A 16,029-nucleotide genomic window follows, 5' to 3' on the forward strand; every position below is an offset into this window, starting at 1 on the left:
TCCAGAGTCGTTCATGATGACGCGGGTCGTGGCATCAACGGAATCGATGGTCACGACGCGACGGTGCCAGGTAGTCGTGTACGACTTCACCTGCACCCAGGGTGAGATCCGTGAGGATGTGCGTCGCCGAAAGCACCTCGAGCACCGGCAGCTGCGCGACGGGCGCAAAGCAGTGCGGATGCAACTCGAGCGTGGCGGGGCCTGTCCATGCACCCTTGACGACCAGATCGCTCAGCCGGTACTCGACCAGCTCGCAGATGCGCGGCTTGCCATCGACGTGCGGAATGATCTTCAGCAGATAGCCGGGGCCGTCGAGTGAACGGCGGACTTCTTCCGTGTCGAGCGCCTGATACTTGTAGCCCATCGTGGCCGTCGCGACGCGCACGCCGTTGTAGTCGAGCGTGCCGACGAGCGTATCGCTGCGCACCTCGAGCTTCGGCTGCGCGAGGGTCTTCGGAAAGCCGAGGAGCTCGCGTCCCGCCGCAATACCAGGCAGGTTGTCGAGGTACATCGCGTGGGTGTAGCCGCCCGCCACGCCGTCGAGCGTCACGGGGATGACCTGGCCCGACTCGGTGTAGGAGCCGAGCCCCGACGAGTCAGGCATCTTGATGAATTCGTACTTCACGATCGGTTCGACGATCTTCAGCGGCGCGGGAACGAGCCGCTCGAGCGCGGCGGGATCGGTCCGATACGTGATGATGATGAATTCGCGATCGACGAAGCGATACGGCGGCTTCGCGTAGGCCGGGCCGACGAGCGGCATCGCATAGGCCTGTTCAAGCAATTCCTGTTCGGTCACTTTGTTGTCCTGTCAATTCGAGGGAGAGTCGAACGGCTGACGCGTCATGCGCTCGTGCCGTGCTTCGATACGACGCCTTCGGCCAGCAGTCGGGCGATTTCGTCGGCGCCGTAACCGAGCTCGGCGAGCACGCTATCGCTGTGTTCGCCGAGCTGCGGTGCAGGCCCGGGCGAGACCTTCTGCACGCCCGCGACCTGGACGGGGCTGTTCACCGTGTGCGTCGCTTTGCCGGTCGGCTCGGCGAGCGGCACGAAGATGTCGTTCTCGTACATTTGCCGGTCGTTGATGATTTCGTCCGCAATCTGGACGACGCCGTAGATCACGCGGCCTGCGTCGAAGGTCTTCTTCCAGTACTCGAGCGGCTGCCGGGCAAACGCTTCGTCGAGAATCGCGACGAGTGCGGCCGCGTTTTCTGCGCGGGCCGCCTCGTTGGCGAAGCGCGGATCGTCGAGCAGCGCGGGCAACTGCATTGCGTTGACGAGCAGCGGCCAGTCCTTGCTCGCCGGCAGCACGACCAGGAGCCACCGATCGTCGGCGGTGCGATACGGGTTCAGCAGCGCGTTCGGCGGCGACTTGCGGCCCTGCCGCTCGCGATAGCGCGCGCCATTGAGGCCGCCTTCGATCCACGCGGCGGCTGCCCATGCGCCTTCGGCGATCAGCGAGGTGCTGACGTGGCTGCCCTTGCCGGTTTTTTCGCGTCGATAAAGGCCTGTCACGATCGCGGAATACAGCGTGCTCGCGGTCGCGTGATCGCCGATGCCCGGCACCGGCAGCGTCGGCGGGCTGTCGCCGTCGCGCGTGACCTGCATCAGACCGGTGCGCGCCCAGTAGGCGGTGATGTCGAAGCCGGGCTTGTCGGCTTCCGGGCCTTTCGTGCCGTAGCCGGTGAGGTCGGCGTAGACGAGGCGCTCGTTGAGCGGCGCGAGTGCCTCATAGGTGAGGCCGAGCTTTTCCTTGATCTTCGGCGGGAAGTTGACGACGATGACGTCCGCCCATTGGGCGAGGCGGGTGACGATGTCGCGAGCGGCGGGCGACTTGAGGTCGAGGGCGAGGCCGCGTTTGTTGCGGTTGGTCAGTTGCCACGCGTAGTTGTGTTCGCTGATCGGGTTCGGCGGGATCGCGTAGAAATGCCGATAGGGGTCGCCCGTGCCGGGCGGCTCCACTTTGATGACCGTGGCGCCGAAATCTGAAAGAATCGTCGTCGCTGCCGGTCCGGCAATGTAGCTGGCGAAATCGACGACCTTCAGGCCGGAAAATATACTCTCGGGGGTTTGCATGGGGCCTCTGGCGAGTGACACGGGGACATATCCGTCAATCGGACGCAATGTCCGATCGGCTTGCTGTGAACGTTATCCGGTCGCCCCCGGGCGGCGAAATGGGAGAACTGGGCGTTCCGAATGGAACTTTTCACAACGCCCCGTCGGGCGACGGGTGTCGTTCGGCGCGGTGCGTCGACCGGATTGCCCCTGGAAGCCCGCGATGGCGGCCGAGCGCCGCCGAACCGAAAGAAGAGGAAAGATGCATATAGGACATGTCCAGATTCCGGAAACGTCGGCACTAATGCGCGACAAGATTCGGGAATTGACGCTGAATCCGACGGAAGTGATCGATCGGACCTATGCGGCCCTGATTCGCATCGAGGGCTACGAAGATCTGTCGGCCGCGGTCAGGCAGGACATCATGGCGTCGATCGCGTTGTCGGAGCGACTGTGGTTCGAGTCCGTATTTACCGGCTCATTTCCGTCGGACAAGGATCTCGAGGTGTTCCAGGAGTGCGGCCGCCGGCGCGTCCACCAGGGCATTCCGCTGCCGTCGCTGCTGCGTGCATTTCGCGTCGGGGTGAGGGAGGTGTGGCGTAGTTGTGCCGAGCTCGGCAGCGCATGCGATGAGTTGCGCGACGAGCTGTTCTTCGTGATCTCGCCGTACCTGATGGATTTTTTCGACGAGATGGCGCAGTTGATCTCGCGTGCCTATCTCGACGAGCAGTATCAGCAGGCGCGCTGGAAAGAGTCGCTGCGTTATCAACTGCATGAAATCATCTTCAACCACACGGTCGACGACGACGCGTTCCGCAAGGCCACCAAGGCGCTGGGGCTCGATCCCACGATGCGCCGAATCGCAATCGCGATCGAATCGGCGCACCTGGATCGCAGTGCGCTGCATGCGGAGGAGGAGACCGACCGACTGGTGCTCGCCGTCGCACGGCACCTGAAAACGCCCCGGGACAGCCTGCTCGACGTCTGGCATCGGGATCGGCTGATCGTGTGGGCGCCGTGCCTCCATGACGAATCTGCCAGCGCGAGCGACAGGCGGGTCGCGGGCAGCGTGGGTGCATGGCTCGGCAGTGCGTCATCCGACGCGTCGGTCGGCATCGGTCTGGCGAGCATCGGGGCGAAAGGCTGGGCGGCGTCCGCGGAGGAGGCGATTCGCGCACTGGCATTCGGCCAGAGCGCAAATGCAGGGCATCGCGCGCATCGCTATTCGGACATCGTCCTCGAGGAGTGTGTGCGCGGCAATGACGGCGCGCTGAACTACCTGCTGTCGTTGATCGAGGAACTGGCGGGAGAGCCGGAAATCATTGCGACGCTGGAGACGTTCTTTGCGAACCGGCAACGCCGCAAGGTTACGGCCGCCGCGCTGGATATCCACCCGAACACGCTGGACCATCGACTCGAACGTGTGGAAAACATTACCGGTGCGAAACTCGACGACGCCGCCTGGATCGCTCGGCTCGAGATCGCGCTGAAGCTTCGGGGGGCGCGCGCATAGAGGCTCGACGCGCGGCGAGGTCTTCGTCGAACCGCCGGCAAATCGAGGCATCAATTGTCATATCAGGCGACCGGCCCGGCCGCGAACGCGCGCCGATGACAGCGCCGTGTGCGGCTACCCGTCGCATGACTTGTAGCACTCCATGCCAGTTGTCGTGCTGCGCGGCAACGAGTCGTCGCCGCCGGGCGCGACGCGCTTTGTCGCGATTGCCTGGCGCCAGTTTCTCCATTTCATCTCCATCGCATTGCGGTCGAATCGGCTCATCGTGCGTATGTGTCGGCGACAGCCAACCAACGGAGCCCGATCGCCGCACCGGGTATCCGCGTTCGGAAGGGGCCGTCGGCAGTGACCGAATCGGTCTCGGAAGTGACAAATCGCGTCAACCTGTGCGCAGGTTTGAGGATTCGCATTGATTTGGCGTGTTTTGTCAGTCATTGGGCAGGTTTGGGTATCCGGATAAGCCAGGGCCGGGACTAGGATGAGCGCATCACTCGGACGCGCTCGACCCGTAGCGCGTCTTCCCGCGTGTTATTGCACGCATCACAAAATGTGGAGATGCGCGATGAGCTATATCGCCCCGGTCAAAGACATCCTCTTTGCGATTAACGAACTGGCGGACCTGGAACAGATCGCCACGCTGCCGGGCTTCGAAGATGCCACGGCTGAAACCGCTCAGGCCGTCATCGAGGAGTCCGCGAAATTCTGCGGCGAAGTCGTGGCGCCGCTCAACGTGTCGGGTGACCGGAACGGGACGATCTGGAAGGACGGTGCCGTGACGGCATCGCCGGGCTTCGCTGACGCGTTCCGCCAATTTACGGCAGGCGGCTGGCAAGGCGTGAAGCATCCGGTTGAATTCGGCGGTCAAGGCCTGCCGAAGCTGCTCGCGACGCCGTGTGCCGAAATGCTGGATGCATCGAACCTCGCCTTTGCTCTGTGCCCGTTGCTGACCGACGGTGCGATCGAGGCGCTGCTGACGGCAGGTGCCGACGAGCAAAAGCAACGCTATCTGCCGAAGCTGATCTCGGGCGAATGGACCGGCACGATGAACCTGACCGAGCCGCAGGCCGGTTCGGACCTGGCGCTGGTGCGCTCGCGCGCCGAGCCGCAGGGCGACGGATCGTACAAGGTGTTCGGCACGAAGATCTTCATCACGTGGGGCGAGCACGACATGGCGGACAACATCGTCCACCTGGTGCTGGCGCGCACGCCGAGCGCGCCGGAAGGCGTGAAGGGCATCTCGCTGTTCATCGTGCCGAAGTTCCTGGTCAACGACGACGGCTCGCTGGGCGCGCGCAACGATGTGCACTGCGTGTCGATCGAGCACAAGCTCGGGATCAAGGCGAGCCCGACGGCGGTGCTGCAGTACGGCGATAACGGCGGCGCGATCGGCTACCTGGTCGGCGAAGAGAATCGCGGCCTCGAATACATGTTCATCATGATGAACGCAGCGCGGTTCTCGGTCGGGATGCAGGGCATCGGTATCTCCGACCGCGCCTATCAGCAGGCAGTGCAATATGCAAAGGAGCGCGTACAGAGCCGCCCGGTGGACGGGTCGGCCAAGGAGTCGGTAACGATCATTCATCATCCGGACGTACGCCGCATGCTCGGCACGATGCGTGCGCTGACCGAAGGCGCACGGGCACTGGCGTATGTGGCGGCCGCGCATAGCGATCTCGCACACGGCCATCCTGACGAAGCGACGCGTGCCCGGAACGAGGCGATCTACGAATTCCTGGTGCCGATCGTCAAGGGCTGGAGTACGGAAGCATCGCTGGAAGCGACAAGCCTGGGTGTGCAGGTGCACGGCGGGATGGGTTTCATCGAGGAAACGGGTGCGGCACAGTACTACCGCGACGCGCGCATTCTGACCATCTATGAAGGCACGACGGCGATCCAGGCGAACGACCTCGTGGGACGCAAGACGTTGCGTGACGGCGGCGCGGTGGCCTCGGCACTGCTCGCCGAGATCGGCAAGACCGTCGATGCGCTTGCGGCCGTGCAAGGCGCGCCATTCGAGTCGATGCGTCGACATCTCGAGGCGGGTGCACAGGCGCTGAAGACGGCGGTCGAGCATGTCGTTGCGAATACGAAGCGCGATCCCAATGGCGTATTCGCCGGTAGCGTGTCGTATCTGAAGCTGGCCGGCATCGTGCTGAGCGGGTGGCAGATGGCGCGTGCAATGCTGGTTGCGTTGCACAAGCAAGCGGAGGATCCGTCGTTCTACGGCGCCAAGATCGCTACCGCGCAGTGCTTCGCAGAATTCATCCTGCCGCAGGCGCTGGGGTTGAGCGCATCGATCGTCAGCGTGAAGGGCGGGGAAGGCATCCTGACCCTGTCGGAAGATCAGTTCTGAACTGGGCGCCATCATGGAAGCGATAGATCGTTGCACGCGCCGTACGGCCGAACTCGTTCAGCAATACGGCCCACGCGAATCGATGGAATACGACGTCGTGATCGTCGGCGGCGGCCCCGCCGGGCTGTCGGCGGCGATCCGGCTCAAGCAGCTGGCCGCCGAGAAAGGCACCGAGATCGGTGTGTGCGTGCTCGAGAAGGGTTCCGAGATCGGCGCGCACATCCTGTCGGGCGCGGTGATGGACCCGCGCGCGATCACCGAACTGTTCCCCGACTGGAAGGAACGCGGCGCGCCGCTCGACGTCGAGGTGACGGAAGACCGCTTCCTGTTTCTGTCCGAGAAGGGCGCGGTCACCACGCCGAACTGGGCATTGCCCGCCAACTTCCAGAACCACGGCAACTACGTGATTTCGCTGGGCAACGTCACGCGCTGGCTGGGTCAGCAGGCCGAAGCACTGGGCGTCGAGATCTTCCCGGGCTTCCCGGCCGCCGAGATCCTGTACAACGACGACGGCTCGGTGAAGGGCGTTGCGACCGGCAACATGGGCGTGGGCAAGGACGGCGAGCCGACCGAGAACTTCCAGCTCGGCATGGAGCTGCACGCGAAATACACGCTGTTCGCCGAAGGCTGCCGCGGCCATCTGGGGCGGCAACTGATCGCGAAGTACAAGCTCGATGCGAACGCCGATCCGCAGGCGTACGGGATCGGGATCAAGGAACTGTGGGAAATCGATCCGGCGAAGCACAAGCCGGGCCTCGTAATCCACACGGCCGGCTGGCCGCTGAAGTCGGATACGTACGGCGGCTCGTTCCTGTATCACATGGACAACAACCAGGTGGTGGTCGGCTTCGTGGTGGGCCTGGGCTACACGAACCCGTACCTGTCGCCGTTCGAGGAATTCCAGCGCTACAAGACGCATCCGTCGATCCGCGCGTTCCTCGAAGGCGGCAAGCGCGTGTCGTACGGCGCGCGCGCGATCACGGCGGGCGGCCTGCTGTCGCTGCCGAAGACGGTGTTCCCGGGCGGCGCGTTGATCGGCGACGACGCGGGTTTCCTGAACGCGTCGCGGATCAAGGGCAGCCATGCGGCGATCAAGACCGGCATGCTGGCCGCCGATGCCGCGTTCGACGCGCTGCAGGCCGGCCGTCAGAGCGACGAGTTGAACGCATATCCGGATGCCTTCAAGCAATCATGGCTGTACACGGAGCTGTACCGCGCGCGCAACTTCAAGCAGTGGATGGCGAAGGGCCTGTACCTCGGCACGCTGATGGTCGGGCTGGAACAGAAGGTGATGGGCGGCAACGTGCCGTGGACACTGCATCACAAGCATGCGGACCACGAGATGCTGAAGCCGGCGTCGCAGTGCACGCCGATCGAGTATCCGAAGCCGGACGGCAAGCTGACGTTCGACAGGTTGTCGTCGGTGTTCATCTCGAACACGAACCACGAGGAGAATCAGCCGGCGCACCTGACGCTGAAGGACGCGAGCGTGCCGGTGAACGTGAACCTGCGGACCTACGCGGGACCGGAGGCGCGCTTCTGCCCGGCGGCGGTGTACGAGTTCGTGAAGAACGACGACGGCAGCGATCGACTCGTGATCAACGCGCAGAACTGCGTGCACTGCAAGACCTGCGACATCAAGGACCCGACGCAGAACATCGTGTGGGTCACGCCGGAAGGCGGCGGCGGGCCGAATTACCCGAACATGTAACGCATCGCGCCCGTGGGGCTGGATGACATGAGTGGCTACCCGGTGCTCGTCGATGTTCTTCACGAACGCATATACAGGCGCCGCATGGAGGGTGGCACGCATACATGTCAAATCGTAAAAGGTGGCGGGGGCCGCGTAGTACAGGTTTGTCTTTCCAATGCCCCTGGTGAATGTGGTGGTGTTGATATTCAGGAGAATGCCTTGAAGATTTTTGTTGCAGTAAAGAGAGTCGTTGACGCGAATGTCAAAGTTGGCGTGAAGTCGGACAACACGGGCGTCGACATCGCGAACGTGAAGATGTCGATGAACCCGTTCGACGAAATCGCGGTGGAAGAAGCGGTGCGCCTGAAGGAAGCGGGCGTCGCGACCGAAGTGATCGCGGTGTCGGTGGGCGTCACGCAAGCGCAGGAAACGCTGCGCACGGCGCTGGCGATCGGCGCGGATCGCGCGATCCTCGTCGAATCGAACGACAGCGTCGAGCCGCTGGCCGTCGCGAAGATCCTGAAGGCGCTGGTCGACAAGGAACAGCCGCAGCTGGTGATCCTCGGTAAGCAGGCGATCGACGACGATTCGAACCAGACGGGCCAGATGCTGGCCGCGCTGGCAGGTCTCCCGCAAGCGACGTTCGCGTCGAAGGTGACGGTGGCCGACGGCAAGGCGACGGTCGCCCGCGAAGTCGACGGCGGCGCGGAAACGCTGTCGCTGACGCTGCCGGCGGTCGTGACGACCGACCTGCGCCTGAACGAGCCGCGCTACGTGACGCTGCCGAACATCATGAAGGCGAAGAAGAAGCCGCTGGAAACCGTGAAACCGGAAGACCTGGGCGTGGACGTCGCGCCGCGTCTGAAGACGCTGAAGGTGGCCGAGCCGCCGAAGCGCGCGGCCGGCGTGAAGGTGCCGGACGTGAAGACGCTGGTCGAGAAGCTGAAGACCGAAGCCAAGGTGCTGTAAGAGGGAGCGCAAAGAAATGACGATTCTGGTGATTGCAGAACACGACAACGCGTCGATCAAGGCCGCGACGCTGAATACGGTGGCAGCGGCTGCGAAGATCGGCGGCGACATCCACGTGCTGGTCGCGGGCCACAACGCGCAAGCGGCTGCCGACGCGGCAGCGAAGATCGCAGGTGTCTCGAAGGTGCTGCTGGCCGACGCGCCGCAACTGGCCGAAGGCCTGGCGGAAAACCTCGAAGCGACCGCACTGAACATCGCGAAGGACTACTCGCACATCCTCGCGCCGGCGACGGCCTACGGCAAGAACATCGCGCCGCGTATTGCCGCGAAGCTGGACGTCGCGCAGATCTCGGACATCACGGCAGTCGACTCGGCCGACACGTTCGAGCGCCCGATCTACGCGGGCAACGCGATCGCGACGGTGCAGTCGAGCGACCCGATCAAGGTCATCACGGTGCGTGCGACGGGCTTCGATCCGGTGGCAGCGGAAGGCGGCAGCGCAGCGGTCGAGAAGATCGAAGCCGCAGCAGACGCAGGCAAGTCGCAATTCGTGAGCCGTGAAGTGACGAAGCTGGACCGTCCGGAACTGACCAGCGCGAAGATCATCGTGTCGGGCGGTCGTGGTCTGGGCAGCGGCGAGAACTACACGAAGGTGCTGGAGCCGCTGGCGGACAAACTGTCGGCGGCGCTCGGCGCATCGCGCGCGGCTGTCGACGCCGGCTACGTGCCGAACGACTACCAGGTCGGCCAGACCGGCAAGATCGTCGCACCGCAGCTGTACATCGCGGTGGGCATCTCGGGCGCGATCCAGCATCTGGCCGGTATGAAGGATTCGAAGGTGATCGTGGCGATCAACAAGGATCCGGAAGCTCCGATCTTCAGCGTGGCCGACTACGGCATCGTTGGCGATCTGTTCGCGCTCGTGCCCGAGCTCGTCGCTGAGCTCGGCTGATACCTTCAGAAACTGGACAGGCCCGATCGGTTCCGGACGCGAAGATCGTGTCGGGGACCGCGAGGCCTTCGAGTCCGACGTTTTCCGGTCGACAGCAGGTTGTCGGCCGGACATTCAGAACGATCGGAAAGAGATAGAGACTGAAGGTAAGTAAGCCGGGAAGTGCTGGCCATTGATAACTTCGGAATGCTATCTGAGTTAAGAAATCTGATTTAGTGAGCACGCATACCGCATGCATCCAATCCCCTTTGTTACCCTGTCCGTATGGACGCCAGTGTTATTTGGCATAGCAGTTCGCTTCGCGGGATCGGATTGTCGTCCGACGCTGACGCGTATGCTGGCGCTTGCAGGCGCGCTGGCCGGGCTTGCAGCTACGATGCCGCTATTGATTGAATTCGATACGCAAGTGCCGGCGATGCAGTTCGTGGAGAACCGGCCATGGCTGGAACCGCTCGGAATAAGCTGGCGAGTGGGCGTGGACGGAGTGTCGCTCTGGATGGTCGTACTGACCGCGCTCACGACGCTGTTGATCGTGGGCGCATCATGGAAGGCCGTTACGACACGCGTCGCTCAGTATTTTGGTGCCGTGCTGATCCTCTCCGGATTGATGGTCGGCGTGTTCGTGTCGCTCGACGGGATGCTGTTCTTCGTGTTTTTCGAATCGACGCTGATTCCGCTGTATCTCCTGATCGGAGCGTGGGGCGGCAAGCACCGTTCGTACGCGGCCGTGAAGTTCTTCTTCATGTCGTTCACCGGTTCGCTTCTGTTGCTGGCCTCGATGCTGTATCTATTCGGCCTCTCCCATACTTTCGATATGCACGTCTGGCATGAGATGAAGCTCGATCTCGTGCCGCAACTGCTGATTTTCTGTGGGTTCCTCGCAGCCTTCGCGGTGAAGCTGCCGATGTGGCCGGTCCATGGCTGGCTGAAGAACGCCTACGCGGAGGGGCCGATCGGCGCGGCAATCATGCTGGGGATGGTCAAGATCGGCGGATATGGGTTCCTGAGGTTCATGCTGCCGATTGCACCGGACGCGAGCCGCATCCTTGCGCCCGCGATGATCGCGATATCGCTGTTCACGGTCGTTTATGCGAGCCTCATCGCTTTGGTCCAGACGGAACTGACCGCCTTGCTGGCGTATTCGACGATTGCGCATATGGGGCTCGTCACGCTCGGCTTGTTCCTGTTCAACCAGATTGCCGTCGAGGGTGCGATCGTCCAGATGATTTCATACGGTCTCGTTTCGGGAGCGCTGCTGATATGCACAGGGATGTTGTATGAACGGATGCAGACACGTTCGCTCGATGCGCTCGGTGGTGTCGCGAACGTCATGCCCCGCTATGCGACCCTGGCAGTGCTGTTTTCCATGGCCAATCTCGGGCTACCCGGCACCTCGGGATTCGTTGGAGAGTTTCTTGTGATCATGGGCGCGATCAAGTCGAATTTCTGGATCGGGGGCGCTGCTGCACTGACGCTCATCCTCGGTGCGGCCTATACGCTGCGTGGCGTCAGGCAGGTAATATTCGGCGCCGTCAAGAACGAGCGCGTTGCGCGACTCGCGGATCTTAGCCGGCGGGAGCGCGCACTGCTCGTTCCGCTGGCAGTCATCGTACTCGGACTGGGTGTGGCACCCAAGTACTTCATCGCGACCCTGGAGCAGACGACATCGGCCGTCGTTCAGGATTCGATGCGATCCAAGCTCACGGAAACGTCACGCCTCGGTGAAAGCATGACGGTTCGCTAGGGCACCGCCATTTCGCGGAAAGTGAACGTAGTAACCGAGGGCTCGGCGTCGATTCGGAACACTTCATGTGCCGGCGTACGCAGGGGGCGTATGGAACGGGTAACGCGCTACGTTTTCTGAGCGGGATTGCTGTCGAAATGAAACATGTTGCGAATGCGTAGCAGCAGTTGACCTTTCGCCCCGATGTCCGGAGATGCGCGAACCGCGACATCGCGATGGAGGATTTGCATTCCGCGGCGAACCGATTGGGCGAATGCGGCTGCGAGCTCGACGTTCTGTGCCAGTAGCGGGGCGATTGCTTCACGCGGGAGACGATAAATTGTGCAATAGGTGAGTGCCGCCGCAGTGGCTGCGTGCGGCGCTGCCGTGAGCATGCCGATTTCGCCGACATACTCACCGGCACTGATGCGGCCGATCGTCCCGTCAGCGGAACCGGACGTCCGCGTCAATTCGAGAATGCCTGATGCGACGACATAGAGCCCGTCGTCCTCTGCGCCTTGCGAAAAAAGCAATTCGCCTGGTTCCAGGCGAAGTAACCCGAAACGACTGGCGAGACTGTCGAGTTGCTGTTCGTCGAGGCACTCGAACAAGACGACGTCGCGAATAAGTCGGCGCACCGCAAACAGTTTGTTTGCCGCTTCGGCTGATACGGTTTTGCCCGAGTTATCGTGGGTGAGATGGCCCGCATAGTGCAACTGACGGTGCACGGCTCGCAGCAGGGTGTCCTTGGTGGACGACAGGTGCTGCGTGTTGGCGACGAAAAACGAGATTCGATAAATGTTCCGGTCCGTTCCGAGCTGACTGAGGACGGCTTTGGGAGCGGGTATTCGAAGGATGTCGGGGCAAACGAGCGTCGCTTGAGAAAGCGCTTCGATGACGCGTTCGGGAGACGCGCTTTCCGCACAGGCGACTTCGACGGATGCCGCCCTGCGTTGACTCGGGAAGCTCCTGTTGACGATCTCCGCCTTGGCGATCAAGCTGTTCGGGATAATTGCGATGTCGTCGCCATCGGTATGGATCCGGATCGAGCGCCAGTTGATCTGTGCGACGATACCTTCGATCCTGTCCGCAATCTGAATCCGGTCTCCGACGCCAAACGGCGCTTCGACGCCAACGGCGATTCCGGAAAAGACATCGGCTAGCGTGTTTTGAAGCGCGAGACCGAGGACGATCGCCACGACGCCCGAAGTGGCCACCACGCCTGTCACCGGCAGTGCGTAGACCGAGTTCAGCACGGTAGCGGCGGTCCCAAGATAGACGGCGGCGGCGAACAAGTCGGAAAAAAGCCTGGCGCCTCGCGAGTTCCGGTCTCGATGAAATCCGAACGACAGGCCGGCGACCACGATCCTCGAGCCTAGCAGCCACCATGCGCCGCCGATTGCGCGCAGCCACATGCTTTCGGTGTCTGCGGGGGCCTGCAGCGGGGGGAATACGGGAAGGACGATACCTTGCCCGTGAAAATAAATACTGATGGCGAGAAAACAGGCTACATCGAAGCTGATTCGAACTTTGTCAGAAAAATGCCGAAGCCCGAGCACGCCGGCAACCGTGATTGCGATCAGCATCGCGGCGGAGATAAGCGTCAGATTCACCACTGTCCTCGTTCGAATTCATTCAGCAGCGAACTGACGCGGGCCGAGTCAGCGCCCGCACGGAACGCGCGATACATGGCACGCGTGTATTTGTCTCGCCAGCGCATCGCCGAGTCGAGCGCGGCTGACGACAAGCGCGCTCGATACATCGGGATGGCAAAGGATACGTGCCGCTGGGCCAGTCGGCCCAGCAGTCACGGCAACGGCAGCTTTAGTTTGCGTCTCGTCGCAGGGCAAGAAGACCAAGCAGCACTTCGTCGCGGCGGGCCGCCAGTTGGTCGATCGACTTGCCGGCGACCTCTTCATGAACACCCGCTATCACCTTCTGACGAAGTTCGGGCGTGATCTTCGGCGAACCGAGCACGTTCCACCACGCAGTCATCGGGCCGGTGAACTGGTCGAAGAAGTGTTCGATGCCGCCTTGACCGCCGCCAAGATGGAACAACATGTTCGGACCCATGATGCCCCAACGCAGGCCCGGCCCCCAGCACACCGCGGTATCGGCATCCTCGACGCTCACGACGTCTTCGGAGATCAGGTGCACGATCTCGCGCCAGAGTGCGGCCTGGAGGCGATTGGCGACGTGGCCCGGCACTTCCTTGTTGAGCTGGATGGTCTTTTTGCCCAGGCCCGTGTAAAACGCAGTCGCCCGTTCGATCGTTTCCCGTGACGTCTTCGCGCCGCCGACGATTTCGACGAGCGGAATCAGGTGCGGCGGATTGAACGGATGGCCGATCACGCAGCGCTCGGGGTGGCGCTCGCAGGCCGACTGGATCTCGCTCATCGTCAGGCCCGAAGAGCTCGACGCGATGATTGCGTCCGGTGCCAGAATGGCGTCGAGATGCTTGTAGAGCTCCTTCTTGAAGTCGATCCGTTCGGGGCCGTTTTCCTGCACGAAATCACTGCCGGTAACCGCTTCGTCGAGATTGGCGGTGAACTGCAGGCGCTCCCGGGATGCATTCGGCGCGAGCCCGAACTGCTCGAGAGCGGGCCAGGCTGCATCGATGAATGCCCGGAGTTTCGGCTCGGCATCCGGGGCGATGTCGGTCGCCACGACATCCAGGCCCTTGGCCAGAAACAGCGCGGCCCAGCTTGCGCCGATGACACCGGTGCCGATGATGGCGACGCGTTTGATTTCCTTGCTCATGGCTTTTGATCCTTCGAATGGAGTGAGGTCAGACGAACGCGCTGAAACCGGTAACCGCCTTGCCGACGATCAGGTGATTCATTTCGCGCGTGCCTTCGTACGAGTAGAGTGCTTCCGCGTCGGCGAAGAAACGTGCGACGTTGTAGTCGAGAACGATGCCGTTGCCGCCGAAGATCTCGCGCGCCCACGCCACGGTTTCGCGCATGCGGCTCGTGCAGAACGCCTTGGCCAGCGACGACTGCTGGTCGAGCAGCTTGCCCTCGTCCTGCAACTCGGCGAGCCGTACGACCATGCATTGCGACGCGGTGATATTGCCGAGCATCTTGGCGAGGTGATCCTGGATCATCTGGAACGACGCGATCGGGCGGCCGAACTGCTCGCGGGTCTGCGCGTAACGCAGCGCGTGTTCATAGGCGCCCATGCTGCAACCGACGGCTTCCCACGCGACGTATTGACGGGTGAGGCGCAGCACGCGTGCCGTGTCGCGAAACGACACGTCGCCCTGAAGGCGGTTCTCTTCGGGAACACGGCAGTTGTCGAGCGTGATCACGCCGTTCTGTACGACACGAAGTGCGATCTTGTTCTCGATCTTTTCGACGGAGAAGCCGGGGGTCGTCTTGTTCTCGACGATGAATCCCTTGACCTGATTGTCGTCGACATCGCGTGCCCAGATGATCGAGATGTCGCACCACGGCGAGTTGCCGATCCACCGCTTCTGGCCGTTGAGCACCCACGTATCGCCTTCGCGCTTGGCCGTGGTCAGCAGGCCGCCGCCGGCACCCGAACCGACCAGCGGCTCGGTCAATCCGAAGCACCCGATCTTCTCCAGCCGTGCCATCGGGGGCAGCCATTTCTGTTTCTGCTCCTCCGATCCGCCGAGATAGATCGACCCCATGGCCAGACCGCTATGGACGCCGTAGAAGGTCGAGATGGACGAGTCGACGCGCGCGAGCTCCATCGCGATGAAGCCATCGAGAAGCGTGCTGCCGCCGGCGCAGCCGTAGCCTTCGAATCCGACGCCGACGATGTTGAGGTCCCTGATTTCGGGAATCAACTCGAACGGGAACGCATCCGCGGCCCAGAACTTGTTGATTACAGGCGCAACGCGTTCTTCCATGAACGTGCGCACGCGCTTCAGCAGTGCGCGTTCGTCCTCGCTGAGGAACTCGCGAATCAGGTAGAAGTCGCTATCGGGAGCCGGAAGCGGGTGGTTGGGCTTCGAGGGGGCGGTCATGGTGATGTCCTTGATACGGTTTCAGGATGCGTTCGCGGGTGCCTGCAGATAGTCGTGGACGACTTCCGCGCCCGCGATCGTCAGATCGGTGAGGATGTGGATGGCGGACAGCACCTCGAGCACCGGCAGCTTGGCGACCGGCGCGAAACAATGCGGATGCAGTTCCAGGGAGGCGGGCCCGGTCCACGCACCCTTCACGGTGATGTCGCTCACGTAATACTTGACCAGCTCGCAGACGCGGGCCGAGCCGTCGACGTGCGGCAGGATCTTCAGCAGGAAGCCGGGCGCTTCGAGGGTCTTCTTGACGGCGGCGAGATCCAGCGGCTCGTACTTGTATCCCATGGTCGCGGTCGCGACCCGCACGCCGTTGTAGTCGAGCGTGCCCACCAGCGCGTCGTTGCGGATTTCGAGCTTCGGCTGGGCGAGTACCTTCGGAAAGCCGAGCAATTCGCGGCCGGAAGCGATGCCGGCTTCGCTGTCGAGGTACATCGCATGCGTGAAGCCGCCGGGTGCACCGTTGAACGATACGGGGACGACCTGGCCCGATTCGGTGTAGGAACCGAGGCCGCTCGAGTCCGGCATCTTGATGAACTCGTATTTGACGATCGGTTCGGTCGGAAGCAGCGGAGCGGGTACCACACGAGCCAGCGCTTCGGGATCGGTGCGATAGGTGATGATGATGAATTCGCGATCGATGAACCGGAACGGCGGCTTCGGATAAGCCGGGCTGCCGATCGGCATGGCATACGCGTGAGCGCGGATTTCGTCTTCAGTCAT

At 62.6% G+C, this 16,029-nt stretch carries 12 protein-coding genes and 1 pseudogene; 7 read left to right on the top strand and 6 right to left on the bottom strand.

The window, feature by feature from the left end:
• Window positions 1–34: 34 nt before the first annotated feature.
• Window positions 35–799: an acetoacetate decarboxylase gene (locus U4Z64_RS07690; protein ID WP_321819592.1), complete on the bottom strand. Its 765-nt coding sequence runs from the start codon at window positions 797–799 to the stop codon at window positions 35–37.
• A gap of 44 nt (window positions 800–843) precedes the next feature.
• Complete coding sequence (locus U4Z64_RS07695; protein ID WP_321819593.1) at window positions 844–2,076, bottom strand: CoA transferase; 1,233 nt, start codon at window positions 2,074–2,076, stop codon at window positions 844–846.
• A 670-nt stretch (window positions 2,077–2,746) separates the two neighbouring features.
• On the opposite strand from U4Z64_RS07695, the pseudogene U4Z64_RS37595 reads away from it, so the two are divergent.
• The 7 genes and pseudogenes from U4Z64_RS37595 to U4Z64_RS07725 form a co-directional block, all read left to right on the top strand.
• A pseudogene (locus tag U4Z64_RS37595) lies at window positions 2,747–3,226 on the top strand (PucR family transcriptional regulator); the annotation flags it as partial.
• Between the two features lie 210 nt (window positions 3,227–3,436).
• Window positions 3,437–3,568 carry a helix-turn-helix domain-containing protein gene (locus U4Z64_RS37600; RefSeq protein ID WP_415750308.1) on the top strand — a complete coding sequence of 44 codons (132 nt, stop codon included), beginning with the start codon at window positions 3,437–3,439 and terminating at the stop codon, window positions 3,566–3,568.
• A 562-nt stretch (window positions 3,569–4,130) separates the two neighbouring features.
• Window positions 4,131–5,921, top strand: coding sequence for an acyl-CoA dehydrogenase (locus tag U4Z64_RS07705; protein ID WP_321819594.1), 1,791 nt, complete (start codon window positions 4,131–4,133; stop codon window positions 5,919–5,921).
• Window positions 5,922–5,934: 13 nt separating this feature from the next.
• On the top strand, window positions 5,935–7,632 hold the full coding sequence (locus U4Z64_RS07710; protein ID WP_321819595.1) for an electron transfer flavoprotein-ubiquinone oxidoreductase: 1,698 nt from the start codon (window positions 5,935–5,937) through the stop codon (window positions 7,630–7,632).
• A gap of 201 nt (window positions 7,633–7,833) precedes the next feature.
• Entirely contained in the window at window positions 7,834–8,583 is a 750-nt protein-coding gene (locus tag U4Z64_RS07715) for an electron transfer flavoprotein subunit beta/FixA family protein (RefSeq protein WP_119337178.1), read from the top strand.
• Between the two features lie 16 nt (window positions 8,584–8,599).
• Complete coding sequence (locus U4Z64_RS07720) at window positions 8,600–9,535, top strand: electron transfer flavoprotein subunit alpha/FixB family protein (protein ID WP_321819596.1); 936 nt, start codon at window positions 8,600–8,602, stop codon at window positions 9,533–9,535.
• 232 nt (window positions 9,536–9,767) lie between these two features.
• Window positions 9,768–11,279 carry an NADH-quinone oxidoreductase subunit M gene (locus tag U4Z64_RS07725; protein WP_321819597.1) on the top strand — a complete coding sequence of 504 codons (1,512 nt, stop codon included), beginning with the start codon at window positions 9,768–9,770 and terminating at the stop codon, window positions 11,277–11,279.
• A 107-nt stretch (window positions 11,280–11,386) separates the two neighbouring features.
• On the opposite strand, the gene U4Z64_RS07730 is transcribed toward U4Z64_RS07725, so the two are convergent.
• From U4Z64_RS07730 to U4Z64_RS07745, 4 genes are all read right to left on the bottom strand, one after another.
• Entirely contained in the window at window positions 11,387–12,871 is a 1,485-nt protein-coding gene (locus tag U4Z64_RS07730; RefSeq protein ID WP_321819598.1) for a mechanosensitive ion channel family protein, read from the bottom strand.
• Window positions 12,872–13,082: 211 nt separating this feature from the next.
• Window positions 13,083–14,018, bottom strand: a complete 936-nt coding sequence (locus U4Z64_RS07735) for a 3-hydroxyacyl-CoA dehydrogenase NAD-binding domain-containing protein (protein WP_321819599.1) — start codon at window positions 14,016–14,018, stop codon at window positions 13,083–13,085.
• Between the two features lie 28 nt (window positions 14,019–14,046).
• Window positions 14,047–15,252, bottom strand: a complete 1,206-nt coding sequence (locus tag U4Z64_RS07740; RefSeq protein ID WP_060172464.1) for an acyl-CoA dehydrogenase family protein — start codon at window positions 15,250–15,252, stop codon at window positions 14,047–14,049.
• A gap of 21 nt (window positions 15,253–15,273) precedes the next feature.
• A complete protein-coding gene (locus U4Z64_RS07745) occupies window positions 15,274–16,029 on the bottom strand; it encodes an acetoacetate decarboxylase (protein ID WP_060172462.1) in 756 nt (251 codons plus the stop codon).

This window comes from Burkholderia sp. BCC1996 (assembly GCF_905339955.1).
GTDB lineage: Bacteria > Pseudomonadota > Gammaproteobacteria > Burkholderiales > Burkholderiaceae > Burkholderia.

Coding starts and splice junctions, on each gene's coding strand:
- U4Z64_RS07695 (WP_321819593.1), bottom strand. CDS start 2,076: ATGCAAACCCCCGAGAGTATATTTTCCGGCCTGAAGGTCGTCGATTTC.
- U4Z64_RS07720 (WP_321819596.1), top strand. CDS start 8,600: ATGACGATTCTGGTGATTGCAGAACACGACAACGCGTCGATCAAGGCC.
- U4Z64_RS07705 (WP_321819594.1), top strand. CDS start 4,131: ATGAGCTATATCGCCCCGGTCAAAGACATCCTCTTTGCGATTAACGAA.
- U4Z64_RS07745 (WP_060172462.1), bottom strand. CDS start 16,029: ATGACTGAAGACGAAATCCGCGCTCACGCGTATGCCATGCCGATCGGC.
- U4Z64_RS07740 (WP_060172464.1), bottom strand. CDS start 15,252: ATGACCGCCCCCTCGAAGCCCAACCACCCGCTTCCGGCTCCCGATAGC.
- U4Z64_RS07725 (WP_321819597.1), top strand. CDS start 9,768: ATGCATCCAATCCCCTTTGTTACCCTGTCCGTATGGACGCCAGTGTTA.
- U4Z64_RS07710 (WP_321819595.1), top strand. CDS start 5,935: ATGGAAGCGATAGATCGTTGCACGCGCCGTACGGCCGAACTCGTTCAG.
- U4Z64_RS07735 (WP_321819599.1), bottom strand. CDS start 14,018: ATGAGCAAGGAAATCAAACGCGTCGCCATCATCGGCACCGGTGTCATC.